This window comes from Tenacibaculum salmonis (assembly GCF_041053065.1).
GTDB classification, from domain to species: Bacteria; Bacteroidota; Bacteroidia; order Flavobacteriales; family Flavobacteriaceae; genus Polaribacter; species Polaribacter pacificus_A.
The window spans coordinates 1,545,637-1,572,576 of sequence record NZ_JBFCVV010000001.1 but is presented as its reverse complement, the minus strand read 5'-3'; the positions used below and the strand labels follow the sequence as shown (position 1 = coordinate 1,572,576).

Genomic DNA, 26,940 nt, shown 5'->3' with positions numbered 1-26,940 from the left:
AGTATTTGATAATTTGTTTTTTATTCTGTAAAAGTTAAAAAATAATCATCAATATGTTTCCCCTTTTTTATAGGTATTGACCAACTATGTTGTGTTGATACCTTTTTTGGTTTATTAAATATTTGTTGTCATCTAAAATAAGTTATACTTTAACAATAAATTTTTTATAAATAATAAAATATATGCGAAATAAAATAACAATCGTTTTAATTATTTGTATTTGTTTTAGTACTTTTTCACAAGAAAATATTATTTCTGATGTAAAAATTATTGGAGTAAAAAAAACTAAAATTTCGCTGATAAAAAAGATAATATCATCTAAAAAAAATACCCTTTTAGATTCTGTGAAATTATCCGAAGATATTGTGCGTTTAAAGCGTTTACCTGCAATATCAAATGCTTATTTTCAGGTAGTCGCTGTTTCTGATGATAAACAGAATGTTTTAATCCATATTGAAGAAAACTTTACAATTATTCCTGAATTTAATATTTGGACAACTACAAATAAGAAAACAGCTTATAAAATTGGGCTGTATGATTATAATTTTTTAGGCGAAAATATTACTCTTGGAGGTTTTTATCAAAATAATGGATTCGATTCTTATGGTATTAATTTTAGCGCGCCAACATTATTTTCTAATAAATGGGGTTTAGGTTTACATCATCAAAAATGGATTAGTGAAGAGCCTTTGTATTTTGCTGATAAAACGGCTAATTATAAATATCAAAATACTTCTTACGAAGCACTGGCTATTTATCAAATAAATTTTAAAAATAACCTTCAATTCGGTTTCAATTATTTCAAAGAAAAATACGATTATTTAACAGGAAGTACATCGCCTGATATTCCTTTAACTTTAGATGTTAATAAGTGGTTATTTAAAACTGTTTATACTTATGATAATTTAAATTATCATTATGAATATATAAACGGTTTTAAAAATGAATTATACGCACAATATGTAATTTCTGAAAATGCGTATCAAGATGATTTTTTAATTTTTTGGAACGATTTCTTCTATTTTAAAAGAGTTGGGAAAAAAGGAAATTGGGCAAACAGATTGCGTGTAGGATTGTCATCAAACATAAAAAGTCCTTTTGCGCCTTTTGCTTTAGATAATAATGTGAATTTACGTGGCGTAGGTGTTTTGGTTGATAGAGGTACGGGAAGTATCGTTTGGAACACAGAATACAGACATACTTTGTACAATAATAAATGGTTGGCAATACAAGGAAATACTTTTGTTGATACTGGTAGTTGGCGAAATCCTGGAGGTAATCTTAGTGATTTTGTTCAAGAAAAAAATATTCAAGTTTATTCTGGGCTTGGATTGCGATGTATCAATAAAAAAATATTTAATGCCGTATTTAGAATCGATTATGGTTACGGATTAACTAAAAATGCATCTAAAGGATTTGTTTTTGGTATTGGTCAATATTTTTAATTTGATATTATCAACTTTCTTTATTTAACGGATATATTTCTTGATTGATAAAATCTTTCGGAAAATATTCATCATCATTAAAACCTATTTCAATATCTCTACCAGAATGTGGAATGTAATTTGTTTTAAAAATATAATCCCAAATACTTAATGTAATTCCGAAATTTACACCAGTTCTTCTTTCTTTAGGTAATTCTTTTGCATGATGCCAAATGTGCATTTTTGGATTGTTTAAAATATATTTTAAATAACCATAATCCCAATTAATATTTGCGTGATTTAAGTGTCCGATAGTAATATTAAAAAAATGGACTATTGCAATATCTTTTGCTGTAAATCCGCCCATAATAGCGAGTGGAATATATTTCATTGAATTATAAAGTACAGGTTCCATCCAGTGATAACGTAAATGTGCTGCAAATCCCATTTCTTTTACAGAGTGATGTACTTTGTGAAAATTCCATAGAAATTCATACTTGTGTAAAAGAGTATGAGTAAACCATTGTACAAAATCAATAATGATAAAAAAAGTAAATATTCTTAGCCAAAAAGGGAATTTATTAATATCAAAAAGTTGAAAATTAGCTATTGATAAATCAGCAATACTTAAAATATCATTAAAAAATTGTGCTGTTGCATTTGATAAAGCAATTAGAATAATAAGATTCAATAGAAAAAAATTGAAGAACATATAAAAAACATCAAGCCAAAAATCTTTTCTAAATATTGATTGATTTTTACGCCAAGGAAAAACCATTTCTAATATCCAAACAACTAAAGAAATAATAATTAATCCGTAGAAATAATTTTCCCAGTTTAATTCCATTAAAACAGATTGTTTTATATAATTCCAATAATCGGAATAAGAGTTTTTGATAATATTTAGATAGCCATCCATATAAATTATTTGCCTAAAAAATGTTCTTTTAAAATAAGAAAATAAAAGTGATTATTAGGTTTTAATATTTCTTTTTATTGAAAAAAAAACCATCAAAATTAATTTTGATGGTTTTTTAATTATTAAAAAAAGTATTGTTACTTTTTATTATTTTCTTTAATGTATTTATCTAAAGCCATAGTCATTGAAGGAGTTTCAGGAGTTGGAGCAGCAACATCTACACGTAAACCTCTATCTTCAACAGCTTTAATGGTTGAGTTTCCAAAAACAGCAATTTTTGTTTTATTTTGCTTAAAGTTAGGGAAGTTTTCAAATAAACTATCAATTCCTGAAGGACTAAAAAACACTAAAACATCGTAAAAAACATCTTCTAAATCAGATAAGTTACTTACAACAGTTTTATATAAATTGGCACGTTTCCAGTTAATTCCTAATTTATCTAATTCTTCAGGAATTAATGGTTTTAATTTATCAGAAGAAGGCAATAAAAATGTTTCATCTTTATGCTTTTTTATCAATTTAATTAAATCAGGAAAAGTTCTACTTCCAACATAAATTTTACGTTTTCTGTACACAACATATTTTTGTAAGTAGTAAGCTACTGCTTCTGATTGACAAAAATATTTCATAGAATCAGGAACTGTAAAACGCATTTCTTCAGCAATTCTAAAAAAATGATCGACAGCATTTCTACTTGTTAAAATAATTGCAGTATAGTTTTTTAAGTCGATTTTTTGAGATCTAACCTCTTTTCCATCAATCCCTTCAACATGAATAAAAGAGCGAAAATCGATTTTCACTTTTTGTTTTTCTGCTAAATCAAAATAAGGAGAAGTTTCCGTTTTTGGAGCGGGTTGAGAGACTAAAATAGTTTTCACTTTCATATATTTTCTCTTTTACGTAGTAGTTGTTATTTTATAAACAATTATTAGGGGCGCTATTTCAAGAGTGCAAAAGTACAAAATAAAATAAAACAACTTACGTATAACTATTTTTTTGTTATTAATTAAAACTAAAAAAGCCCTGAAAACAAATAAGATAACAGAAAATATAAGTAAAAAAATATGAGATTTAAACGCATATTGATATATAATTATACCAGGAAATAACCATAAACTAAGGCTGTTTAAATAGCCTGATTTTGTTGCTAAAAAATACTTAGTATTGTAGTTCGATTCAATAATATTAGCTAATATAAAATCTAATAAATTTTTGAGTATAAAATATATTGAAACGAAACAACATAATATTATATAGTTAAAAAAACTAGGTAAATAGGCACTAGGAAGCAGTATTAAAAAAAGTAATAAGGAAATTGTAATTGTTGAGAAAAAAAAGAATATTATGTAAAAAGGAGAAAAAAATGAAGTATTATCTTCTACTTTTCTTTTGAAAAAACCAGTTGTAAAAAAGGCAAGACTATAATCTCGTAATTTATTTGGTTTTAGAAGTTTCATTATTGCTAACAAAACAATAGCAAATATAATTACTAAGGTAATCCAGTTATTATCAGTTATAATGCGTTCAATTGCTTGCAATCGTATTTGTTTTATGCTTTAATTTAACACAAAATTAGTGATAAATTAGTGTATATTTGCTTAGTTTTAGATGAAAATTACATGAAATCAGACGCTTTAGTTATAATACCTACTTATAACGAAAAAGAAAACATAGCGGCGATAATACAAGCAACTTTTAATCAAAAAAAAGAGTTTGATATTTTAGTTGTCGATGATAACTCACCAGACGGAACAGCTAATATCGTAGCGAAATTACAAAAAGAATATCCTAATAAACTTTATATTGAAAAAAGAACAGGAAAAAATGGATTAGGTACTGCTTATATTCATGGTTTTAAATGGGCAATTGCTAAAAAATACGATTATATAATTGAAATGGATGCCGATTTTTCGCACAATCCTGATGATTTAATTAAATTATATAATGCCTGTGCTATTGATGGAGCTGATGTTTCTGTCGGTTCTCGTTATTCAATTGGTGTAAACGTAGTAAATTGGCCAATGCGCAGAGTTTTATTGTCGTATTGTGCTTCTAAATATGTTCGTTTTGTTACAGGAATTCCTGTGCACGATACCACTGCTGGTTTTGTTTGTTGGAAACGAAAAGTTTTAGAAACTATTCGTTTTGATAAAATTAAATTTATAGGATATGCTTTTCAAATTGAAATGAAATTTAAAGCATGGAAGCATAAATTTACCATTAAAGAAGTTTCTGTTATTTTTACAGATAGAGTTTTAGGAACATCGAAATTAAATTCGGGTATTATTAAAGAAGCAATATTCGGAGTATTAAAAATGAGAATTAAAGGTTTACCAAAATAATAACACAATTATGAAATCATACTTAATTAAAAACGCAACAATCGTTAACGAAAACAAGGTTTTTAAAGGCGATGTTTTAATCGAAGGAAATTATATTAAAGAAATTTCAACTGAAATAAATACAACTTCAGATATTGAAGTTATCAATGCCGAGGGTAAATATTTAATTCCAGGTATGATTGATGATCAGGTGCATTTTCGTGAACCAGGTTTAACACATAAAGCAAACATTGGTACTGAAAGTAAAGCCGCTATTGCTGGTGGAATTACTTCTTTTATTGAAATGCCAAACACAGTTCCACAAGCTACAACTCAAGATTTATTAGAAGATAAATTTCAAATAGCAGCTAAAACATCATATGCAAATTATTCGTTTATGTTTGGTGGAACAAATGATAATTTAGAAGAATTATTAAAAACAAATCCAAGAAATGTAGCGGGAATTAAACTTTTCTTAGGTTCATCAACAGGAAATATGTTGGTTGATAACGAAGAAGTTTTAGAAAAAATATTCTCTTCTACTGATATGTTAATTTCGGTACATTGTGAAGACGAAGCAACTATCAGAAAAAATACGGAAGAATATGTTGCCAAATATGGCGATGATATTCCATTAAAATATCACCCAATTATCAGAAGTGAAGAAGCTTGTTATTTATCTTCATCAAAAGCAATTGAATTAGCTAAAAAAACAGGAGCAAGGTTACACGTTTTCCATTTATCAACAGAAAAAGAAACGCATTTATTCAGAAATGATATTCCTTTAGAAGAAAAGAAAATTACAGCAGAAGTTTGTGTGCATCATTTATGGTTTACCGATAAAGATTATGATGAAAAAGGAACACATATTAAATGGAATCCTGCGGTAAAATCTCAAAAAGATAAAGACGGATTATGGAAGGCTTTATTAGATGATAGAATCGATGTAATTGCAACTGACCATGCGCCTCATACTTTAGAAGAAAAAGATAATTTATACACAAAAGCACCAAGTGGTGGACCTTTAGTTCAGCATGCAGTAACCGCAATTTTAGAAAAAGTAAAAGAAGGCGTTATCCCAATTGAAAAAGCGGTAGAAAAAATGTGTCATAATCCTGCAAAATTATTTAAAGTTGAAAAACGTGGTTTTATTAAAGAAGGATATTATGCCGATTTAGTGTTAATAGATAATAATCAAAATTGGACGGTTTCAAAAGATAATATTTTGTATAAATGTGGTTGGTCTCCTTTTGAAGGAACAGAATTTTCAAGTAAAATTACGCATACTTTTGTAAATGGAAACTTAATGTTTGCAAACGGTATTTTTGATGAAAACACAAAAGGAAAACGTTTAGAATTTAAAATATAAATGAAAAATTTTTTTTACATACTGGTTTCTTTACTTTTTATGTCTTGTACTACAAGTAATACCATATATGAAAAACCAAAAAATCTGATACCAAAAGATTCTATGGTAGCATTATTAACAGATATGTATATTGCATCATCTGTTAGTAATGTTAAAAATAAGTTTTTAGAAAAAAAGAAAAACTATGTTTTTTTGGTTTATGATAAGTATAAAATAGATAGTACTCGCTTTAGTGAAAGTAATATATATTATACATCAAAAACAGAAGATTATACTTTAATACTTAAAGATGTAAAATATAATTTGGATTCTCTGAAGAATTATTATTTAGAAAAAAGTAAAATAAAAGATTCGTTACTTAAAGAAGCTCCAAATAAAAAGTTATCATTAGAGTTGATTAAGAGAAATAAAAGACTCTCAGAAGAAAAAAAATCTAAGTTAAAATAATTATCAAATTTGAATTTCTTGACAAATACGAGTAATTGTTTTGTTAATTAATTCAAATTTGAAATTTAATTCTTCTGTTATCTTTTTAGATGAATAGTATGAAATATTATGAGAAGACCTTGCTGAGTTTTTAGTAAGTAAAGGTTCTTTTTTTGTTACTTTTGAAATCAACCAGCTAATTCTCCACGTAATTTCGGTTATTACCTTTTTAACTTTTATTGATGGTCTTTTTTTCTGTAAACCATCAGCAATAGCAAATAAAATATCTTTAAACGATTTGTTTTCTGAAACTAAAATAAAGCGTTCGTTTTTAACGTTTGAATTCATCAATAAAACCATTGCTTTTACTACATCTTGTACATCAATAAAACCAGTGATTCCTTCAGTATAAAACTTAAAACCATTTTTTATTTGTGTAAATAATTTACCAGATCCTTCTTGCCAAAAACCACTTCCTAAAATAACACCAGGATTTACAATAACAACCTCTAAACCTTCTTGGCTAGCTCTCCAAACTTCCATTTCAGCACCATATTTTGTAATGGAATAACCACTATGAACATCATTATCTGACCATTCATTTTCTTCATCGATTATTTTACCATTGATAGCATCGCCAACGGCAGCAATTGAACTCACAAAACATAGTTTTTTGATGTTATTTTCAATAGAAAAATTAACAACATTTGCTGTTCCATCAATATTTACTTGACGCATTTTATCATAATCCTTCGGATTAAAAGACACTAAAGCAGCACAATGATAAACTTCTGTAATATTTTTAAAAACATTTTCTAAAGAAGGAATATCTGTAATATCAGCTTTTATCCAAATTATTTTTGAAAACAACTCTTCAACATCATTGGTATAAAAAGAAAATATTTTTTTTAGATGTGTTCGTTTTTCATCAGTTCTATAAATAGCTGTGATTTCATCATTTTTTTGAGTTAAATGATATAATAAATGTGCTCCTACTAAACCTGTTCCGCCTGTAACTAAAATCATGATTCAAAGATAAATTATTTTAAACAAAAAAAGAGGTCGAAATTTCGACCTCTTTTTATTATTATTTAACTAAAATATTATAATTTAATATACTCAACATTTTGAATTTTTACATCAAAATATATTTTACCTGAATTTCCATCAGTTCCTTCTATTTTGGTTACTTTAATTAAACCTTTAGCGCCATTTTTATCTTCAAATTCTAAAACAGATCCTGTAGTTAAATTAGTAGCTTTTTCAGAAGTAGGAGTAACAATAGCTTCTAATTCAGATGCAGTTACACTATCAAAATCTTTAGTAGATTTAGCTATATAAAAATTATTTAAAGGCTCTTGTGTGATATTTATGTTAGCTTTATCAGCAATATCAACAATAGCTTTAGGAAAATCTGAAGCTGAAGCAAAAGAAGCTTTATGAGTATTACCATAATAGTATCCAAAATCCCAAAAAGAAGCAGTTTCTAATCCTGCATTAATAGCATAAGTTTCTCCGTTATATACTGATATAAAAGATTTAGAAGAACCATCTGCTAAAGGAGCAGCTAAAATAACTGCTGAAAATTGTTTGATAGTGGTAGCAGTTGCAGTTGCATTTCCTGCTTTAATAGTAATGGTACCAAAAGCATTTAAATCGCCATAAGCATTTCTTTTAGAAACATCTCTAAAATCTCCTTTACTTGTTGTTCCTAAAGTAGCAAGACGAGTTGTCCATAATTTATATACAACAACACCATCAGTACTTGTTGGAGCTTCAAAAGGAATTTTGTATGTAAATTCTTGTCCTTCTTTAGTACCTAAGTCGATTGAACCATCACCTTTAGTTTTAACTGCTGCGGCAACAGTTGATAAATCATAAGCAATAGCTCCTTGTTCACTTCCGTATACATTTTTAGTTATGTATAATCTTTTCATGTTCTTTTCAGCGTCTGAAAATTTTACAACAACATCTAAAGTAGTACTAGGTTCAGCTGTTAATTCTAATGTTGGGTAATAATCATTAGTATCAATAACTAATTCTTTAGGCGTATTAATACTAGGAACATCAGGGTCTATAGCAAGTCCATTCTGTTCTTCACTACAAGCTGTAAAAGTTGTTCCGATTAAAAATGCACTACATGCGATAAATAATGGTTTCAATAAATTTTTCATTTTTTTTGTTTTAAATTCTTTTTGATAAAAGTATATATTGTTTTTCAAAATATATGCCAAAGAGCTTTATATTTGTGTTAAAAACATAAATATGTTCAATATTTAGAAACATATTGTGTTTGAATGTCACATTTTTAGCAAATTTTAAGAAATAGTAATCAAATGAAGAATTTAGTAGAAGAATTACGTTGGCGTGGAATGATTCACGACATGATGCCAGGAACAGAAGAGCAATTGCAAAAAGAAATGACAGCGGCATATATTGGTTTTGATCCAACCTCTGATTCGTTACATATTGGAAGTTTAGTGCCAATTATATTACTTGTACATTTAGAAAAATCGGGGCATAAACCCGTAGCTTTAGTTGGAGGTGCAACAGGAATGATTGGAGATCCTTCAGGGAAATCAGATGAGCGTAATTTGTTAAACGAAGAGGCTTTAGCTAAAAATGTAGCAGGAATTCAACGAACTTTAGGACGTTTCTTAAATTTTGATAGTTCTGCTAAAAATGCTCCTTTACTTGTTAATAATTATGATTGGATGAAAGATTTTTCATTCATTGAATTTGCTAGAGATGTAGGTAAACGTATTACCGTAAACTACATGATGGGAAAAGAATCTGTTAAAAAAAGAATTTCTGGAGAAGGTGCTGGAGGGATGAGTTTTACAGAATTTACTTACCAATTAATTCAAGGATACGATTTTTATCATTTATATAAAAACCACAATTGTTTATTACAAATGGGTGGTTCAGATCAATGGGGAAACATTACCACAGGTACTGAATTAGTTCGTAGAATGAATGTTGGTGAAGAGGCAAAAGCTTACGCAATGACATGCCCGTTAATTACCAAAGCTGATGGTTCAAAATTTGGGAAATCTGAAGGTGGAAATATTTGGTTAGATGCTGATAAAACATCAGTATATAAATTTTATCAATTTTGGTTAAATACTTCGGATGCAGATGCAGAAAAGTATATTAAAATTTTTACTTTCTTAGATCAACAAACTGTTGAAGATTTAATTAAAAAACATCAAGAAGTACCACATGAAAGAGCGCTTCAAAAAACATTAGCAAACGCAGTTACTACTTTTGTACATTCGGAAGAAGCATTAGAAAAAGCAATTGCAGCTTCTAATATTTTATTCGGAAAATCTACAGCTGATGATTTAAAAGGTTTAGATGAACAGACTTTTTTAGATGTTTTTGATGGAGTTCCACAAGCAGAAGTTTCTAAAGATGATATTTCAGAAGGATTATCAATGATTGATGCTTTATCAGGAAAAACAAGTTTCTTAAAATCAAACGGAGACGCTAAGCGTGCTTTAAAAGAAAATGCTGTTTCAGTAAATAAAGAAAAAGTAAAAGAAGATTTTTTAATTACTTCAGAAGATTTAATAGCTGATAAATACGTGTTATTACAACGTGGAAAAAAGAGCTATTTTTTATTAAAAGTAGTATAATCTTAAAATTAAAATATAAAAAAAGCCTTGAGAAATTCTCAAGGCTTTTTTTTGTAAATGTTTTTTATGAAACAGCTTTTAAACCAAAAGATAAAGGACATCGTTTACAATTAATACCTTTCTTTTTGTATTTATTACAGCAGTTAGTTTTTGGTTTTAAACAATTAGATGTACAAACAGTATTGCATATAGTTTCTTCCTGTAGTGAAATTATAGGTGTAACTTTCTCATTATCAGTGTAAAATATAATCATAATCTTAATCTATAAAATGATGCAAATGTAGTAATTTATTTAGAATAAATAAATATAATATTTATACCTATTTTTAATTGATAAAAAAAAATACTTAAACTATCTTTGTCTCTTATTTATTTAAAAACAAGTTTTGCTTCAAAAACTAAGTATATATTTTTTCATTTTATTATACATGCTTGCTATGTTGCGCCCTATTGCGCCATTTGTTGAGTATGCTATAAATTATGATTATATATCAAAAGTATTATGTATTAATAAAGACAAACCTACACTTCAGTGTAATGGTAAATGTCAATTAATGTTAAAAATAGCAGAACAACAAGATGATGATTTTAAATCATTACGAATTGTAACAAAAGATTATCCTATAGGTTTTGTTGAATTAATAAATTTAGTTTCAAAAAAACTAATAGATAGCCCTATAATTAATTGTTTTTTCTATAACCAAAAATATTCTTATTTATTTGGTTATTCAATATTTCACCCACCCAATACTTCTTTTTTATAACGGTTAACTAATTAATATTTGTGTTTTTGCACTGTATTAATATGTTATGCAATAATTTATTTAAAATAATAATCTGATAACTAAAACTTAAGTTGTCAGACGTGTAAACGTATATAAAAATGAAAAAAATATTTAATTTATTAGCAATTACTATTGCTTTTACTTTTGCTTCTTGTAATAATGATGATACTCCTTCAACTTTAGAAGGAACAAATAATGTTTCAATTGAATTTGATGCTTCTTTTGGAGATGATGATTTAATTTTAGGAAGTTCATATACTACTGAAAATGCTGAAAAGTTAAAAATATCATCTTTTGATTACATTCTAAGTAATTTTATCTTAGTAACTGATAATGGTGTTGAGGTAGAATATCCAAAGGAAAAAGGCTACTTTATTATTAGTGAAGGAGGCGGAGATAAAAAGAAAAATGTAAAAGTTATTTTAGAAGATATTCCTGCAGGAACTTATAATAAAGTGAAATTTGGTATTGGTATAGATCAAGATAGATATAAAGAAGGTTTAGCTGTACAAGAAGATTTTTGGACAAAAGCCGAAGATTACAGTTTAACATGGAGCTGGCAAGCAGGTTATAAATTTGTTGTTTTAGAAGGTGATTTTACATCAGAAACTCAAACTGAAGAAAGTAAATTTATGTTACATATTGCGAGTAGAGGTACTACTGTTGATTTATATAAAGAAGTAGAATTATCTATGGAAACAGCTTTAGTTAGTAATGATAAATCTCCGCAAATACATATTAAAGTAAATGCTAATAAGATGCTTGATGGTTCTAATAAGATTAAATTATCTGAAGGAGAAACTATTATGGGAGGAGATAAAGCTGCTTTAATTGCTGATAACAATAAAGAAATGTTTTCGGTACATCACGTACATAATGGAAGTGATAGTCATCACTAAAAAATTATAAAAACCAACAGCATTACATTAAAAAATTACCGATTATGTAATGTTGTTGGTTCTATTTTAATCATCCTAAATATTTATACAAATGAAGAAGATTCTACTATTTATAGCTAGTATCTGTCTTTTTACAAGTTGTAATAAAGACCAAGGAGTTTATGAAAAAGTTCCATTAGCTTTTGAAAAACCTAGTAATTTTCCAGAAATAAAATATAACTTAGATAATAATCCGTTAACAGAAAAAGGATTTGAGTTAGGTAAAAAATTGTTTTATGAAGGGAAATTATCTTCTGATGGAGTAGTTGCTTGTGGGTTTTGTCATCAACAAAAATTTGCATTTACACATCATGGGCATACTTTTAGTCATGGAGTTGATAATAGAGAAGGTACTCGTAATGCACCACCAGTACAAAATATGGCATTTCAAAGCCAGTTTGCATGGGATGGAGCTGCTTTTCATCTAGATTTATTTTCTATAATTCCTATAACGAATCCTGATGAAATGGGGGAAACAGTTACCAATATTTTAGCTAAATTAAAGCAAGATAAGGCTTATGAAAATTTATATTCTTTGGCTTTTGATGATGGTAAAATAAATACAGAAAATACTTTAAAGGCATTATCTCAATTTATGATTATGATGGTTTCTTCAAACTCGAAATACGATAAATATGTAAGAGATGAAGAAGGTGGCGTTTTTACTGATGATGAAAAAGAGGGCTTAAAATTATTTGAAAACAAATGTGCTTCTTGTCATAAAACAGCTTTATTTACGGATGATTCTTTTAGAAATAATGGTTTGCCAATTAATCAAGAAATTAACGATTTAGGTAGAATGCGTGTTACTCTTTTAGAAGATGATAAATTTAAATTTAAAGTTCCTAGTTTAAGAAACATAGCATTAACAGCACCTTATATGCACGATGGTCGTTTTGGGTCGTTAAAATCGGTACTTAATTTTTATGCTAACGGAATAGAAGAAACTACAAATTTAGATCCATTATTAAAACACTCAGATGGTAGCTTAGGTATTTTAATGTCTGCCGATGAGAAAAATAAAATTATTGCATTTTTAAACACATTAACTGATGAAGAATTTATTAAAGATAAAAGATTTGCTGAAAATTAAAAAAACATACTTGTTACTTTTTACTTTATTAACTACAGTTATGTATTCAGAAAATCCTTTTCCTTCTGATTATCGTCTTTTTTTAGAAGATTGTGATGCTTGTGGTTGCAGTAATAATGGAGGTAGTTTAGGTATGGGAGGTATTCTTGAAAATAATTTTATTGGAGTTAGATATTTACATCAACAATATGAATCAAAAGATGGTATTTTTAATAATTCGCCTAAAATAGAAGAGTCATTTAATACCATGCAAATTTGGTCACGTATTCCAATTACATCAAAATTAGATGTACAAGTATTTGTTCCTTATCATTTTCATACTAGAAATTATATTGATAAATCTACTCAAATAAGCGGTTTAGGAGATGTAAGTTTATTTGCAAATTATACGTTAATTAATCAACAAAAAGGAGCGTATAATGAAACTTCAGATAAAGTAACATCAACGAATCATTTGTTAAAAATAGGAGGAGGAATAAAACTTCCAACAGGTAGTTTTAATGAAAAAAATAATAATGCTATTAATCCGAGTTTTCAATTAGGAACAGGAAGCTTAGATTATATCGCTAATGTACAATATGTATATAAGTATAATAAATTAGGGGTTACAAATTATGTGAATTATTATTATAAAACAGTGAATAAAAAAGAGTATAAATTTGGAAATCAATTCAATTTTAATAGTGCTTTTTTTTATGTTTTTAAAGATAATCAAAAACATTCTTTTGTTCCTTCTTTAGGTGTTTCAGGTGAGTTTTATCAAAGTAATGAAAAATTCAACTTAGATATAAAAAACACCAAAGGACACGCTTTATTTACAAATATTGGCTTTGAATATAATACAGAAAAAATAACTTTTGGAGCATTAGGAATGTATCCAATAAATCAAAATTTAGCTCAAGGAACTATTGAGGTAAAGTATAGAACAAGTTTATACTTTAATTATAATTTTTAAAAATTAAAAAGCATTGATATAATAAAGAGACTTTTTTTGTATCAATAAAAGAAAATATAATCATGAAAAAATTAATATTAATTTTATTTATAGGTTTTTTAATGCCTATTACTAAAGGTTTTGCACAAACAATATATAAAGGAAAAATTACTGATAAAAATAATAATCCTATTATAGGAGCGACTATTATTTCTAGTAATAACAAAGGAACAGCTTCTGATTTTGAAGGTGGTTTTTCTATCAAATTAAAAAATTCGAAAGTAAAAATTACAACAGTTGGTTATCAAACAAAAATAGTAACACTTTTAAATAAGTTAAACACAATTCAGTTAGAAGAAGATTTAGAAAGTTTAGAAGAAGTAATTATATCAGCAAGTAGAGAGGTTCAAAAACGAAAAGATATTCCTGCAGCAATTGGAATAGTATCTGAAAAAGATATTGAAGAAACAAAAGCTTTTGGAATCGAACAGTTAGTAAATCAAGTTCCTGGAGTGTATATGAGTACTTCAATGGCGGCAAGTAATGAACAACATATGATGGCTATTCGTAGTCCGATATCAACAAAATCGTTGTTTTTATACTTAGAAGATGGTTTGCCGATTCGTCCTGTTGCGGTGTTTAATCACAATGCTTTGTTGGAAATGAATAGTACTGCTTTTGGTAGAGTTGAGGTAGTAAAAGGACCTGCATCGAGTATTTATGGAAGTGAAGCTATTGGAGGAAGTATTAATTTTATGACTAAAAATCCGAGAAAAGAATTCGGAGGATCTGTCGATATTGAAGCAAATACTTTAGGATTACAAAAAATAGGAGCAGAAATATCAACAACAGTTTTAGATAAACACGGTTTTTACGTAGGAGTACATAAAATACGTCGTGTAAATGGATTACTTGAACATTCTGATTATGAAAAATTTGCGATTACCTTTAAAAATGTAAACGATTTTTCTGAAAATTTACGTTGGACAAATACTGTTTCTTTTATCGATTTTCGTTCAGATATGGGATCAAGTTCTTTATCCGAAGAAAACTATTTAGCAGGAAAATATAAAAGTAATCATACGTTTGCTGAAAGAGTAGCTACAACTTTGCGTTTTCGTACTACCTTAGATAAAAAATGGAACGACAATAATAAAACATCTTTCAATTTTATCTATAGAAATAATGAAATGAACCAAATTCCTTCTTATAGAATATCAACAAGAAGTCCGTTTGGAGAAATTAATTCGAATAAATTTACAAGTGCAGTAGGACTTGTACAACATAAAATAGCTTTTAATTTTGCTGATGCTTCTTTAATTGTTGGTGGTACGGTTGATTATTCTCCGCAAGATTATTATGCTAAGAAAATCGAAGTAACTTATAATGAAGATACACAAAAATTTGTTAGTTATAAAATGACTGACTTATATAATATGTTTTATCAGGCTGATATTTTAAATTATGCAACGTATGCGCAGTTTGAAATTTCTCCGTTAGATAATTTGAAGTTAACAGCAGCGGTTCGTTACGATGGTTTTAGTTATGATTATGATAATAAAGATGAAGGAGCTTCGGGAGTTGAAGATCAGAAAGTAACTTATAATAATGTTTCTCCTAAAGTCGGATTAAATTATAATATAACTAATAAATCGGGAATTTATTCAAATTACTCAAAAGGATTTACACCTCCGCAAATAGGGTCGTTATTTAGAAATAGTGGTATTGAAGGAGAAGCTTACAAATTAAAACCAGCAAATTTTGATAATTATGAAATCGGAGGATATGTTACTGTAAATTCTGATATTAAATTAGATGTTGCTGTATATCGATTAGACGGTAAAAACAGATTAGTTACAACTTCTGATGATAGCGGAAATTATTTACAACAAAATGCAGGAAAAACTCGTTCGCAAGGAGTTGAGTTAGGTTTTAATTGGAAAATATTAAATAACTTAACTTTTGATTATAACGGAAGTTACGCTACACATAAATATCTTGATTTTGATGAGGCTGTAATAGATAATAAAACAAAAACATATTCAAAAATTGACCATTCAAATACGGATATGCAAATTGCGCCTAATTACATCGCTTCGATGTCGTTAAAATATCAGCCTATTGATGATTTATTGTTAACACTACAACATGAGCAAATAGGAAAATATAATACTAGTTATGAAAATCAAGTAACAATTGGAGAAGATGCTTTAGGAAATGATATTAAAGGAACGGCTGTTTATGATGGGCATCATCTTTTTAATTTAAAAGCTGTTTATACTTACAAAAAAATTGATATTTGGGCACAAGCTTTAAATATTTTTGATGAATTATATTCTACAAGAGCTTCTTATCGATATGGTAAAAACTCGTATAGTGTAGGTGCTCCAAGAGCATTTCATTTTGGAATGAAGTATAACTTTTAACACGAAAAAACTTCTTATCTATTAAGATAAGAAGTTTTTAAATTTTTTATAAAATGAAAAATAGAAAACTAAATCAATGGCTTTGGAAATGGCATTTTATTGCAGGAATTATTTCCTTGCCTTTTATATTGGTGCTATCTATTACTGGAGCTATTTATTTGTTCAATCCAGATGTAGAAAGTAAAGAGGTTGCAAAAATTCAAGACGTTGAAAATTTGCATAAAACACCAATTTCGTATCAACAACAGTGGGAGATTGCTAAAGAAAAATTGAAAAAGAAACCAAATTCAATGGTTATTAATAGAAACCCTGATAAAGCAACAGCATTTATTTCAGGTAGGTTTAGCCATAAAACAACCGTTTTTATAAATCAATATACAGGTGAAGCTACAGGAACTTTTAGCCCTAAAAGTACTTGGATGTATACTGTTAGAAAATTACATGGTGAATTATTATCAGGAAAAGTAGGAACGCTACTTATTGAATTAATTGCCAGTTGGATGGTGGTGTTAATTTTAACAGGATTATATATTTGGTGGCCATTTTCTAAAGGAATAAAAGGTGCTTTTACAATTCGATTTAAAGAAGGAAAAAGGATTTTGTTTAGAGATTTACATGCCGTTACAGGTTTCTGGATGTCTCTGTTATTATTACTTGTTTTAGCTGGTGGTTTACCTTGGACAGATGTTTTTGGAAGTAATTTTAAATGGGTTCAAAAAGTAACAAATACAGGATTTCCTAAAACTTGGAGCGGAAGAGGTTTAACATCCGAAGTAAAAGAAAAAGCAATTTCTATTGAAGAAATGATTGCAATTGCAAATCAGCAAAAATTACAAGGAATTGTTAGTGTTGGTTTACCAAAATCAGCAAAAAGTACGTTTAGTGTTTCGAATAGTACTTTTCCTTTAGATGCTCAAAAGAAGTTACATTTCGATCAATATTCAGGAAAATTAATAAAAGAACATACTTGGAGTGATGTTGGTTTTTTAATGCGTGGCAGAATGTGGGTTATGGCATTTCATCAAGGGCAATTCGGCGGCTGGAATTGGTGGCTAATGTTTGGCGTTGCTATCGGTTTAACGTTAATGACTGTTGCAGGTTTATTTTCTTATTTATATAGAAAACAACAAGGAAGTTGGGGTGTTCCAAAAGTATCTTCTCAATTTAAAGTCGGGAAAATAATTATTTTTATACTTGTTTTATTAGGAATCTTATTACCTTTATTTGGTGCAAGTCTGTTATTAATATTGATATTTGAACAACTTTTTAAATTTAACAAAACGCGTTTTTAACAAAAGTATATTTCCTTTTGATATTATTGAAAAACAAAAAACCTCTTTTTTAAGAGGTTTTTTTAATGTATTATTTATGTTTTTAATGAGGGATGTAATGGTTGATTTTGTATTTATTTATATTCCTATTGTTAATTTACTTTCTTTCCATAATTCTAAACAAAACCCATTTTCATTACGAATGGTTTGATGAAACATAGATTCCAATTTACAAAGATTATAGATATTCGTTCCAATATTATAAAGCTTAGAAGACACGGCAGCAGAACAAAATTCAAAATCATCTTCCCCTTTAGTATTCTTTATTTTGTTTTCAACAGATGACATTCCTATTAAATTTTTACAATATCCAAATTCATCAAATGGGAATGGAGATTCAAATAAAATCAGAATGTTTTTTGCATAATCAGTTTTGATACCTAATCTTTGTCGCTGTTTTAAATCAAAATTTGCTCTAGACATAATATAAGCAAATAATTCATCCCCATTATTTGTTCTTATTTTAAAATTGTGTTTAAGACTATCTGGTTCATTTATTTCATAACTATAATGCCATTTAATTTTATCAAAAAAAACAGCCCAACAAGCATGAAGTTTAGATTGAAAAAAAATCCCCTTGTAGAAGTATTGTTCTGTAATACTTGAATCTAATTCTTGCTCTGCTTTTTTTTCAGCACTTTCCTTCCAGTTTAATAACATTCTGGGAGAAAACTTTATTTCATCTCTGTCAATAAGTACAGAACAAGTATGGCATAACCAAATTCCATTAGAAATATTTTTTCTTTCATCATCTTCTATTTCTTCATTATCCCTTGGTCCTCCTTTAGAAGCCGATATTATATGAGCTGCTACACCAATATTTACTGATTTGTCGTTCTCCGTGGCAGGTCCGCTCGTTAACTTTCTACAATTTGGATTTGAACATATAAACCCAACTCTTTTTGCTAATGTTTCTTTTGTGTTTTGATTAAAGTTATGTCTTTTTCCCATAAATAATTGAGTGAGTTATATTAGAGTTAACAACAAAACACAGTTACCTTTTACGATAAGAGATACTTTTATATTTGCTGTTTTATGGGTACTAATATAATTAATAGAAAGAACTTTTTAAATTTAAAAAAACGCATTAAAATTATTTTAACAAAAGTATAGCGAATAATTACGGAATAATTTTTGTAAATATTTGTAATTTTGGAGACAGAATATAAATAGATCAACTTTAAAATAATTTTAAAATGAAAAAAAGAATCTTAGTTGCAATAGTTTTAATGTTGACAGTATTTTTTTCTAATACTGTAATGGGACAGAAATTTGAAAAATTAGATAGAAGTCCGATGGATGCCGCAAGTTATCCGAGTAGTTCTCGTATTTCAGATAAATTAATAAAAGTAATTTACAGTCGCCCACAATTAAAAAGAAGAGCCATTTCTAAATTAGCACCAAATGAAAAAGTTTGGAGAACAGGTGCTAACGAAGCTCCAGAAATTACGTTTTATAAAGATGTAAATTTTGGAGGTAAAGAAGTGAAAGCAGGAACTTATACATTATTTACAATTCCTGGAGATAAAGAATGGACAATTATTTTGAATACAGCTAAAAATGTTTGGGGCGCTTATTCTTATAGTGAATCTGAAGATGTGGTAAGAGTATCGGCTAGTGTATCAAAATCAAAAAAATCTATTGAAGCGTTTTCAATTGTATTCAACGGACAAGAAAATGATGCAACCATGTATTTAGGGTGGGGAAAATTAATTGTATCTGTACCCGTAAAAGGATAATCATTAGCTATTAAATAATAGTAAAAAACTAGGTTTGAAAATCATACGATTTTTGAACCTAGTTTTTTTTGTTTCAGTTTGTTTTTATTAGCAATAAATAAACAAATATATTATTTAAAATAAACGTAAATTTGTCGCTTCTTAAACGAAATACAATGCAATATAATCATCAAGATATAGAAAAGAAATGGCAACAGTTTTGGGCAGATAACCAAACATTTAAAGCCAGTAATGAATCAGAGAAACCTAAATATTATGTGTTAGATATGTTTCCTTATCCTTCAGGAGCGGGTTTACATGTTGGGCATCCTTTAGGATATATTGCATCTGATATTTATGCACGTTATAAGCGTCATAAAGGATTTAATGTTTTGCATCCGCAAGGATATGATTCTTTTGGTTTACCAGCAGAACAATACGCAATTCAAACAGGACAACACCCAGCAATTACTACTGAAACGAATGTTAATACATACCGTCGTCAGTTAGATAATATTGGTTTTTCTTTCGATTGGTCTCGTGAAGTGAGAACTTCTAGTCCTGAATATTATAAATGGACACAGTGGATTTTTATCCAATTATTTAATTCTTGGTATAATAAAGATTCAGATAAAGCAGAAGATGTTTCAACTTTAATTTCAGTATTTGAAACTGAAGGAAATGCATCTGTAAATGCTGTATCAGAAGAAGATATTACTGTTTTTTCTGCGGAACAATGGAATGCTTTTTCAGATAAAGAAAAAGAGACTATTTTATTACAATATCGTTTAACCTATTTATCTGATACCGAAGTAAACTGGTGTCCAGGATTAGGAACGGTATTGGCAAATGATGAAATTATAAACGGAGTATCAGAACGTGGTGCGCATCCTGTAATTCGTAAGAAAATGACCCAATGGTCTATGCGAATTTCAGCATATTCACAACGTTTATTAGACGGATTAGAAAACATCGACTGGCCACAACCTTTAAAAGATAGCCAAACAAATTGGATTGGAAGAAGCGAAGGAGCAATGGTAACTTTTAAAGTTGATGCTTTAGAAGTGGAAGCTGGTGTAAAATTATCATTTAAAGAATTAGAGGCATTAAAAGAAATGCGTTTAAATCTTTCAAAGGCGGAAGAAGTTCTTTGGAATGAATTAAAAAATAAAAAAGGAGCATCAAAATTTAGAAAAAAATATACTATTGGTACATTTTTAGTAGATTATGTATGTTTAGCAAAAAATATTGTTGTTGAATTTTCTGGTAAAGAAGATGAAGCAGCAAGAACTACGTATTTTACAAATGAAGGACTTCATATAGTTCGTTTTACAAATGAAGAAGTTTTAGAAAATGTTTTAGGTGTTGTATCTAAAATTAATAATACGATTCAATTTGCAAAACCTCTTGAAAAATCAACAGTTGAGGTAGCAGAAACAGTAGTACAAAACGATTATAAAATAGACGTTTTTACCACAAGACCTGATACTATTTATGGAGTATCTTTTATGACACTAGCTCCAGAACATGAGTTAGTAACTAAAATTACAAGTGAATCTCAAAAGAAAGCTGTTTATGCTTACATAAAAGCAACAGCAAAGCGTTCTGAAAGAGATAGAATGGCAGATGTAAAAACTATTTCAGGAGTATTTACAGGAGCATATGCTTTACACCCATTCACAGGAAAACAAGTGCCAATTTGGATTGGTGATTACGTATTAGCAAACTACGGAACAGGTGCAGTTATGGCAGTTCCTTGTGGTGATCAACGTGATTATGACTTCGCAAAAAACTTCGGATTAGAAATTCCTAATATTTTTGCTGATGTTGATATTTCTGAAAATGCTCATGCAGATAAAGAAGGAACAAAAATTGCAAATTCTGATTTCTTAGATGGTTTATCATATAAAAAAGCCATGAAATTAGCTATCTATGAAATGGAAAAGCAAGGTTTCGGTTTTGGAAAAATAAACTACCGTTTACGTGACGCTGTATTTAGTCGTCAGCGTTATTGGGGAGAGCCTTTTCCAGTTTTTTATAAAGATGGAATGCCACAAATGATTGATGCAAAATACTTGCCAATCGTTTTACCAGAAGTTGAAAAATATTTGCCAACTGAAGATGGAAAACCACCTTTAGGAAATGCTGAGGTTTGGGCTTGGGATACTGAGAAAAATGAAGTAGTTTCTAATGATTTAATTAATAATGAAACTATTTTTAATCTAGAATTAAATACAATGCCAGGTTGGGCAGGAAGTTCTTGGTATTTTAATCGTTATATGGATGCTACAAATGATGGAGAATTTGTAAGCAAAGAAGCGGCTGATTACTGGAAAGAAATCGATTTATATATTGGAGGTTCTGAGCACGCAACAGGTCATTTATTATATGCACGTTTCTGGCAAAAATTCTTATTTGATAAAGGAGCTTTACCCGTTGATGAGTTTGCTAAAAAACTAATCAACCAAGGAATGATTTTAGGAACATCAGCACTTGTTTACGAAGCTTTGTTTGATGGTAAAAAACATAATTTATATGTTTCATCTGATTATTTTCAAGGAGAAAATCAAATAGAAGATACTGAAGCTGATGATAAATTAGGTTCTCGATTACACAAGAAGTTAGTCGAAGCAGGTTTAACAGAAGAAACAGAAGAATCTTTAACATACAGACCAATTCATATTTGTGTAAGTACTTTAGAAGGAGATATCAATGTAAATATTGATAAATTAAAAGCTTGGAGATCAGAATTTGAAACTGCTGAGTTTGTTTTCGGAAGAGATAAGCAATTTGTATGTCATAGAGAGGTTGAGAAAATGTCAAAATCTAAATACAATGTTGTAAATCCTGATTTAATTTGTGAAGAATTTGGAGCAGATGCATTGCGTTTATTCGAAATGTTTTTAGGACCTTTAGAACAAACAAAACCTTGGAAAACTTCAGGTATTTCAGGAGTATATTCTTTCTTAAAGAAATTATGGAAATTATATGTTGGCGAAGAAGGAGTTCTTGTAACAGAAGCTGAACCAACTAAAGAAGAGTTAAAGGTTTTACACAAAACAATTAAAAAGGTAGAAGAAGATATTGAGAATTTCTCTTTCAACACTTCGGTTTCTACTTTTATGATTGCTGTAAACGAATTAACTGCTTTAAAATGTAATAAACGTGCAATTTTAGAGCCAATATTAGCTTTAATTTCACCATATGCACCACATATTTCGGAAGAATTATGGAATCAATTAGGACATGAAGGTTCAATTTCAACTATTGATTTTCCAATATTTGAAGCATCTTATTTAGTGGAAAGTTCTAAAAATTATCCAGTTTCTTTTAACGGAAAAATGCGTTTTACTTTAGAGTTAGCATTAGATTTATCAAAAGAAGAAATTGAAAAAATTGTAATGGCTGATGAACGTACAATTGCACAATTAAAAGGAGAAACTCCTAAAAAGGTAATTATTGTTCCTGGAAAAATCATTAATATTGTAGGATAATACTTAAAATATAAAATATTTAAAAGCCACAAACAAATTTGTTTGTGGCTTTCTTTTTTTAGTTATTTTCGTTAAAAAATATAACTATGAAATTACTTAAAATTATTTGTTTTTTATTGACTTTTACTTTATTAACAAATTGTGCTTCGGGGTATAAATCAATTAATCCAGCTAGTTTAAATTATTTATCTAAAAGTATTGATAATGGTGTTATTTTAGAATATAAATATGAACTATTAAATAAAAAATATAAGAAAAAAGAATTAGCTAAGGGTATTAAGTTAATTGCAATTAAGCTTACAAATAATTCGAATAAAGATTTAACTTTTGGCGAGGATTTAAAATTGACTTATGATGACGGTACGGGTTTATATATTATGGAAAATGAATTGATTTTTAAATCGTTAAAACAAAGTGTTACTTCTTATTTATGGTATTTATTACTAACTCCCCTTAATATTTATACAACAAGTTATAGTAGCCGAGGTTATCAAGAAACAAGTTCAACACCTGTTGGTTTAATTATTGGTCCAGGATTAGCAGCAGGAAATATGATTGCTGCAGGTTCTGCAAATGAAAAATTTAAAAAAGACTTATTAAACTATAATATTAATGGTACTATAATTAAAAAAGGAGAAAAAATATCAGGATTAATTGGTGTAAGATCTGATAGCTATCATAGTATTAAAGTTCGTGTTTTAGAATAATTTTTAATAGAAATAACGATAAATGGTGATGTATAATAATTTTATACATCACCATTTTTTATATAATAAATATTTTATGAGTAAATTATCGATTAAAAGTTCTTGGCTTTTTTTACTAATACCTATCGGAATTATCTTTTTTGTAGTTGTACCACAGCTTCAAAATCAATATGAAAGATATAACAATAATCAAATAACGCTTCAAAATGATATTCGGACTTTAGATTCATTAAGGCAATCAAAAAAATTAAATCGAAAAGGTGCACATCTACTTAAAAGATTAGAAATAACTGTACCTGTTCATCAAAAAGTTTATGGGAAACAAAAATTTCTATATTATAAAACAGGCGGAATGTTACTTGTTTTAGTCTTTATGGGAATCGGTATGCTAGTAACAAGTTATCTTTCTAATAGAAAAAAAACATCCTCTAAAAACAAACAAATCGATTTTACTTTTGATGATTTTAATACCGATGAAATAGGAAGAAATATTTCATGGGATGGTTTAGAAAGTTCAGGAAGTAATTTTGCGAGTGAAACATTTAAAAAAACGGCACAAGGTTATAAAATAACAGGAAATTCGTTTACCAAAGTTTTTGCATGGAGTTTTTTTTTAATAGGATTAATTTATTTAATTGTTTCATTTTATGAATTTTATCAAACTTCTGATATTCCACTTACTTTTATGAAAGGCGGAAAATTATTTTTTATATCAGGTGGTCCTTTTTTAATTGTAGGGATTGTTTTATTATTTATGTTTTCGCCAAAAGTATATATATATACTCGAAAAAGAAAAATTATTGTTGGAGGAGAAGTATTAACATTTCAACAAATATACGCTTTACAGATTTTAGAAAAATTTACATCAGGAAATAGTTCTTCAGGAAGTTATTTTTCTTATGAATTAAATCTAATTACTAAAAATGGAGAACGTTATAATTTATTAAATCATGGTGATAAAACCTATATTTTAAGTGATATGATGAAAATAAGCAAATTATTAAATGTACCCGTTTGGAATAATGGCGTTGTATAAGATCGATTAAATAAACTTTTAGTAATTTAGATTTCAAATAGAACTAAAACCTGTGCATATTTTATCTTGTAATAAACAAATTTTAAATGTTCGATATTTTTATAATATCAATGAAATATCAACGAATATTTGGCAACAATTAAACTGTATTAATAATTGGTATTTTCATCCGAAGTATTTAGAAGCCTTACAGCAAAATAACTCAAAAATACAATTTGGATACATTGTTTTGTTTGATGAAAAAAATAGTGCCGTAGCTTTGGCAACCATTCAAATTGTCGATTTTTATTTAGATAGCGTTCAAAATGAGATGCAATCAATTGTACATTGGGTAAAGTGTACAGGGCGAAAACTAGGTTTTTTACCTCCTGAAAAAGTATTTAAAATTCTTACCTGTGGTAATACTTTTGTAAGTGGAGAACATGGAATTTTTATCAAAAAAAATCAAAATAGAAATGAAATTCTTCCGCAAATAGCCCAAGCTGTATTAGAGTTTTCTAATTTAAAACCTCAAAATACAGCTGATGCTTTTATGCTAAAAGATTTTGAAAATAAGTCGTTGTTTAGTAAAGCAGTATTAAAAGAAGAAAGCTATAATTCTTTTAATGTAGATCCTAATATGGTTTTATATATATCCGAAAATTGGAATTCTTTAGATGATTATTTAGCAGATTTAAAAACAAAATTTAGAGTAAAAGCCAGAAAAGCATTGAAAAACAGTACTGTTTTAAAAACGGAAGATATTACCGCAGACAGATTAAGAGAGTTGTTTCCTGAAATGACGGAGTTATATAAAACAGTTTCTAGTAAAGCGAGTTTTAATTTAGGTGATTTCAATTTACAAACTTTTCAAACTTTAAAAGATAATTTAGGCGATGCTTATTTTTTAAAAGCCTATTGGTTAGAAGATAAATTAGTTGGTTTTTTATCAGGAATTTTTAATCAAGATTCACTAGATGCTCATTTTGTAGGTATCGATTATCAGAATAATAAAGAGTACGCTATTTATCAGCGAATGTTATACGATTATATTTCTTTAGGAATAGAGAGTCAAGTAAAATCAATAAATTTTGGAAGAACAGCTAGCGAAATAAAAAGTTCAGTTGGTGCTGTTCCTCAGGATTTAACCATTTATTTACGACATAAAAAAACGATTACAAACAGTATTTTAAGTTTGTTTTTGAAAAAAATTCAACCTTCGGAATTTAAACAGCAATATCCTTTTAAAGAGAAAAAATTACTATCAGAAGTTAAATTATAACTATGAAAAATACAGCAGAATTATTAAAGATATTAATGCTAGAAAATCTAGGAAACAATAATTTTAATGGAATAAGTAAAGATATTGGAAGTCCAATTGTATTTGGCGGACAAGTTTTAGCACAGTCTTTAAATGCTGCTTATAGAACGGTTTCTGATGAGCGTATTTTACATTCCTTGCATTCGTATTTTTTAGAAGCTGGAAATTTAGAAGTGCCGATAAAATATAATGTACAAGTAATTCGTGATGGCGGAAGTTTTTCTACTCGAAGAGTTACAGCAACTCAAGAAGATAAAACTATTTTTATTTTAGCATGTTCTTTTCATAAAAAGGAGGAAGGTTACGAACATCAAAAGCCAATTAAAAAAGACATAAAACAGCCTGAAGAATTGTTAAGTTGGTCGGATATGTTAGTGCAATTCAGCGATTTTTTACCTAAAAAATTAAAAGCTTTTTTAAGTATCGAGCGACCTGTCGATTTTAAACCTGTTCATATAGTAAATCCTTTTGATTTAAAAGATTTGCCTCCCGTGGTAGATGTTTGGTTTAAATTAAAAGATGCTTCTCAAGATTTAAACTTAGCTTTAAAGCAACAGATTTTAACGTATATTTCTGATTATAATATTTTAACGACTTGTTTAAATCCGAATGCGAGTGTTGCTCATTTCGGAAATACGCAAATGGCAAGTTTAGACCATTCTATGTGGTTTTATCGTGATTTCGATTTTAATGATTGGTTATTATTTTCAATCGAAAGCCCTAATACATTTGGCGCTCGTGGTTTTGCAACGGGTAATATTTACACTCGAAAAGGCGTTTTAGTGGCTTCCGTGGCACAAGAAGGTTTGATGCGTGCTATCAAAAAGAAGTAATAATAAAATCAGAATTATATAAAAAAGTTTAAAGGTTTTTTGAAGCAATTTCCCGCTTTCCGCACTCGCTTTTTTTGTTTTTTAAAAAGAAAAATAAAAAAGAGCTCAAACAAATACTTCAATCGGGGCTAGGCATTTGTACTTTAAACTAAATTTTGAAAATAAGAAATAACATTCGTCAACCTGAATTTATTTCAGGTTCGCATCCTAATTTTCCGTAGTTTTCATGTTGATGTGATGCTGAACTA

Annotated in this window: 23 protein-coding genes; 17 read left to right on the top strand and 6 right to left on the bottom strand. The window is 28.3% G+C overall.

What is annotated here, in order from left to right:
- Positions 1-182: 182 nt before the first annotated feature.
- On the top strand, positions 183-1,445 hold the full coding sequence (locus AB0T67_RS06865; protein ID WP_369219694.1) for a POTRA domain-containing protein: 1,263 nt from the start codon (positions 183-185) through the stop codon (positions 1,443-1,445).
- A gap of 10 nt (positions 1,446-1,455) precedes the next feature.
- On the opposite strand, the gene AB0T67_RS06860 is transcribed toward AB0T67_RS06865, so the two are convergent.
- The 3 genes from AB0T67_RS06860 to AB0T67_RS06850 all read right to left on the bottom strand — a co-directional run bounded on the left by AB0T67_RS06860 (position 1,456) and on the right by AB0T67_RS06850 (position 3,881).
- The gene (locus AB0T67_RS06860; protein ID WP_369219693.1) at positions 1,456-2,343 is read right to left on the bottom strand and encodes a sterol desaturase family protein; all 888 of its coding nucleotides are present in this window, start codon (positions 2,341-2,343) and stop codon (positions 1,456-1,458) included.
- Positions 2,344-2,480: 137 nt separating this feature from the next.
- On the bottom strand, positions 2,481-3,227 hold the full coding sequence (locus AB0T67_RS06855; protein WP_271231210.1) for a uroporphyrinogen-III synthase: 747 nt from the start codon (positions 3,225-3,227) through the stop codon (positions 2,481-2,483).
- A 12-nt stretch (positions 3,228-3,239) separates the two neighbouring features.
- Positions 3,240-3,881 carry a DUF4271 domain-containing protein gene (locus tag AB0T67_RS06850; RefSeq protein ID WP_369219692.1) on the bottom strand — a complete coding sequence of 214 codons (642 nt, stop codon included), beginning with the start codon at positions 3,879-3,881 and terminating at the stop codon, positions 3,240-3,242.
- A gap of 81 nt (positions 3,882-3,962) precedes the next feature.
- Between AB0T67_RS06850 and AB0T67_RS06845 the strand changes: the two genes are divergently transcribed.
- Genes AB0T67_RS06845 through AB0T67_RS06835 form a run of 3 tightly spaced genes read left to right on the top strand, consistent with a single transcriptional unit; the run spans position 3,963 to position 6,480 of the window.
- Positions 3,963-4,685, top strand: coding sequence for a polyprenol monophosphomannose synthase (locus AB0T67_RS06845; protein ID WP_369219691.1), 723 nt, complete (start codon positions 3,963-3,965; stop codon positions 4,683-4,685).
- A gap of 10 nt (positions 4,686-4,695) precedes the next feature.
- On the top strand, positions 4,696-6,033 hold the full coding sequence (locus AB0T67_RS06840) for a dihydroorotase (RefSeq protein ID WP_369219690.1): 1,338 nt from the start codon (positions 4,696-4,698) through the stop codon (positions 6,031-6,033).
- Positions 6,034-6,480, top strand: a complete 447-nt coding sequence (locus AB0T67_RS06835; RefSeq protein ID WP_369219689.1) for a DUF4296 domain-containing protein — start codon at positions 6,034-6,036, stop codon at positions 6,478-6,480.
- 3 nt (positions 6,481-6,483) lie between these two features.
- On the opposite strand, the gene AB0T67_RS06830 is transcribed toward AB0T67_RS06835, so the two are convergent.
- On the bottom strand, positions 6,484-7,485 hold the full coding sequence (locus AB0T67_RS06830) for an SDR family oxidoreductase (protein WP_369219688.1): 1,002 nt from the start codon (positions 7,483-7,485) through the stop codon (positions 6,484-6,486).
- A gap of 77 nt (positions 7,486-7,562) precedes the next feature.
- Positions 7,563-8,633 (bottom strand): hypothetical protein, encoded by a 1,071-nt coding sequence (locus AB0T67_RS06825; RefSeq protein ID WP_369219687.1) that lies wholly within the window; start codon positions 8,631-8,633, stop codon positions 7,563-7,565.
- A gap of 162 nt (positions 8,634-8,795) precedes the next feature.
- On the opposite strand from AB0T67_RS06825, the gene tyrS reads away from it, so the two are divergent.
- From tyrS to AB0T67_RS06790, 7 genes are all read left to right on the top strand, one after another.
- Positions 8,796-10,097 carry a tyrosine--tRNA ligase gene (tyrS, locus tag AB0T67_RS06820; protein ID WP_369219686.1) on the top strand — a complete coding sequence of 434 codons (1,302 nt, stop codon included), beginning with the start codon at positions 8,796-8,798 and terminating at the stop codon, positions 10,095-10,097.
- A gap of 437 nt (positions 10,098-10,534) precedes the next feature.
- Entirely contained in the window at positions 10,535-10,861 is a 327-nt protein-coding gene (locus AB0T67_RS06815) for a hypothetical protein (protein WP_369219685.1), read from the top strand.
- Between the two features lie 119 nt (positions 10,862-10,980).
- Positions 10,981-11,781, top strand: coding sequence for an MbnP family protein (locus AB0T67_RS06810; RefSeq protein WP_369219684.1), 801 nt, complete (start codon positions 10,981-10,983; stop codon positions 11,779-11,781).
- Between the two features lie 91 nt (positions 11,782-11,872).
- Entirely contained in the window at positions 11,873-12,913 is a 1,041-nt protein-coding gene (locus AB0T67_RS06805) for a cytochrome-c peroxidase (protein ID WP_369219683.1), read from the top strand.
- A complete protein-coding gene (locus AB0T67_RS06800) occupies positions 12,873-13,868 on the top strand; it encodes a transporter (protein WP_369219682.1) in 996 nt (331 codons plus the stop codon). Before AB0T67_RS06805 ends, AB0T67_RS06800 begins: the two co-directional genes overlap by 41 nt.
- A 62-nt stretch (positions 13,869-13,930) precedes the next feature.
- Positions 13,931-16,273: a TonB-dependent receptor gene (locus AB0T67_RS06795; protein ID WP_369219681.1), complete on the top strand. Its 2,343-nt coding sequence runs from the start codon at positions 13,931-13,933 to the stop codon at positions 16,271-16,273.
- 53 nt (positions 16,274-16,326) lie between these two features.
- Complete coding sequence (locus AB0T67_RS06790; RefSeq protein ID WP_369219680.1) at positions 16,327-17,565, top strand: PepSY-associated TM helix domain-containing protein; 1,239 nt, start codon at positions 16,327-16,329, stop codon at positions 17,563-17,565.
- A gap of 117 nt (positions 17,566-17,682) precedes the next feature.
- Here the strand turns inward: AB0T67_RS06790 and AB0T67_RS06785 are convergent, their stop codons facing one another.
- Positions 17,683-18,555 carry a hypothetical protein gene (locus AB0T67_RS06785; RefSeq protein ID WP_369219679.1) on the bottom strand — a complete coding sequence of 291 codons (873 nt, stop codon included), beginning with the start codon at positions 18,553-18,555 and terminating at the stop codon, positions 17,683-17,685.
- A 245-nt stretch (positions 18,556-18,800) separates the two neighbouring features.
- On the opposite strand from AB0T67_RS06785, the gene AB0T67_RS06780 reads away from it, so the two are divergent.
- From AB0T67_RS06780 to AB0T67_RS06755, 6 genes are all read left to right on the top strand, one after another.
- Positions 18,801-19,343, top strand: a complete 543-nt coding sequence (locus AB0T67_RS06780; protein ID WP_369219678.1) for a DUF2911 domain-containing protein — start codon at positions 18,801-18,803, stop codon at positions 19,341-19,343.
- Between the two features lie 155 nt (positions 19,344-19,498).
- A complete protein-coding gene (locus AB0T67_RS06775; RefSeq protein WP_369219677.1) occupies positions 19,499-22,816 on the top strand; it encodes a class I tRNA ligase family protein in 3,318 nt (1,105 codons plus the stop codon).
- A gap of 86 nt (positions 22,817-22,902) precedes the next feature.
- A complete protein-coding gene (locus AB0T67_RS06770) occupies positions 22,903-23,523 on the top strand; it encodes a hypothetical protein (protein WP_369219676.1) in 621 nt (206 codons plus the stop codon).
- 76 nt (positions 23,524-23,599) lie between these two features.
- Positions 23,600-24,559 (top strand): hypothetical protein, encoded by a 960-nt coding sequence (locus AB0T67_RS06765; RefSeq protein WP_369219675.1) that lies wholly within the window; start codon positions 23,600-23,602, stop codon positions 24,557-24,559.
- 52 nt (positions 24,560-24,611) lie between these two features.
- Positions 24,612-25,820: a GNAT family N-acetyltransferase gene (locus AB0T67_RS06760; RefSeq protein WP_369219674.1), complete on the top strand. Its 1,209-nt coding sequence runs from the start codon at positions 24,612-24,614 to the stop codon at positions 25,818-25,820.
- Positions 25,821-25,822: 2 nt separating this feature from the next.
- Entirely contained in the window at positions 25,823-26,692 is an 870-nt protein-coding gene (locus tag AB0T67_RS06755; RefSeq protein ID WP_369219673.1) for an acyl-CoA thioesterase, read from the top strand.
- Positions 26,693-26,940 lie beyond the last annotated feature (248 nt).

What these genes read in the sequence shown, in the direction of transcription:
- AB0T67_RS06865 (WP_369219694.1), top strand. Translation starts at nt 183, where the DNA reads ATGCGAAATAAAATAACAATCGTTTTAATTATTTGTATTTGTTTTAGT.
- AB0T67_RS06795 (WP_369219681.1), top strand. Translation starts at nt 13,931, where the DNA reads ATGAAAAAATTAATATTAATTTTATTTATAGGTTTTTTAATGCCTATT.
- AB0T67_RS06830 (WP_369219688.1), bottom strand. Translation starts at nt 7,485, where the DNA reads ATGATTTTAGTTACAGGCGGAACAGGTTTAGTAGGAGCACATTTATTA.
- AB0T67_RS06825 (WP_369219687.1), bottom strand. Translation starts at nt 8,633, where the DNA reads ATGAAAAATTTATTGAAACCATTATTTATCGCATGTAGTGCATTTTTA.
- AB0T67_RS06805 (WP_369219683.1), top strand. Translation starts at nt 11,873, where the DNA reads ATGAAGAAGATTCTACTATTTATAGCTAGTATCTGTCTTTTTACAAGT.
- tyrS (WP_369219686.1), top strand. Translation starts at nt 8,796, where the DNA reads ATGAAGAATTTAGTAGAAGAATTACGTTGGCGTGGAATGATTCACGAC.
- AB0T67_RS06780 (WP_369219678.1), top strand. Translation starts at nt 18,801, where the DNA reads ATGAAAAAAAGAATCTTAGTTGCAATAGTTTTAATGTTGACAGTATTT.
- AB0T67_RS06800 (WP_369219682.1), top strand. Translation starts at nt 12,873, where the DNA reads ATGAAGAATTTATTAAAGATAAAAGATTTGCTGAAAATTAAAAAAACA.
- AB0T67_RS06775 (WP_369219677.1), top strand. Translation starts at nt 19,499, where the DNA reads ATGCAATATAATCATCAAGATATAGAAAAGAAATGGCAACAGTTTTGG.
- AB0T67_RS06790 (WP_369219680.1), top strand. Translation starts at nt 16,327, where the DNA reads ATGAAAAATAGAAAACTAAATCAATGGCTTTGGAAATGGCATTTTATT.
- AB0T67_RS06840 (WP_369219690.1), top strand. Translation starts at nt 4,696, where the DNA reads ATGAAATCATACTTAATTAAAAACGCAACAATCGTTAACGAAAACAAG.
- AB0T67_RS06855 (WP_271231210.1), bottom strand. Translation starts at nt 3,227, where the DNA reads ATGAAAGTGAAAACTATTTTAGTCTCTCAACCCGCTCCAAAAACGGAA.
- AB0T67_RS06835 (WP_369219689.1), top strand. Translation starts at nt 6,034, where the DNA reads ATGAAAAATTTTTTTTACATACTGGTTTCTTTACTTTTTATGTCTTGT.
- AB0T67_RS06810 (WP_369219684.1), top strand. Translation starts at nt 10,981, where the DNA reads ATGAAAAAAATATTTAATTTATTAGCAATTACTATTGCTTTTACTTTT.
- AB0T67_RS06755 (WP_369219673.1), top strand. Translation starts at nt 25,823, where the DNA reads ATGAAAAATACAGCAGAATTATTAAAGATATTAATGCTAGAAAATCTA.
- AB0T67_RS06785 (WP_369219679.1), bottom strand. Translation starts at nt 18,555, where the DNA reads ATGGGAAAAAGACATAACTTTAATCAAAACACAAAAGAAACATTAGCA.
- AB0T67_RS06860 (WP_369219693.1), bottom strand. Translation starts at nt 2,343, where the DNA reads ATGGATGGCTATCTAAATATTATCAAAAACTCTTATTCCGATTATTGG.
- AB0T67_RS06770 (WP_369219676.1), top strand. Translation starts at nt 22,903, where the DNA reads ATGAAATTACTTAAAATTATTTGTTTTTTATTGACTTTTACTTTATTA.
- AB0T67_RS06815 (WP_369219685.1), top strand. Translation starts at nt 10,535, where the DNA reads ATGTTGCGCCCTATTGCGCCATTTGTTGAGTATGCTATAAATTATGAT.
- AB0T67_RS06765 (WP_369219675.1), top strand. Translation starts at nt 23,600, where the DNA reads ATGAGTAAATTATCGATTAAAAGTTCTTGGCTTTTTTTACTAATACCT.
- AB0T67_RS06845 (WP_369219691.1), top strand. Translation starts at nt 3,963, where the DNA reads ATGAAATCAGACGCTTTAGTTATAATACCTACTTATAACGAAAAAGAA.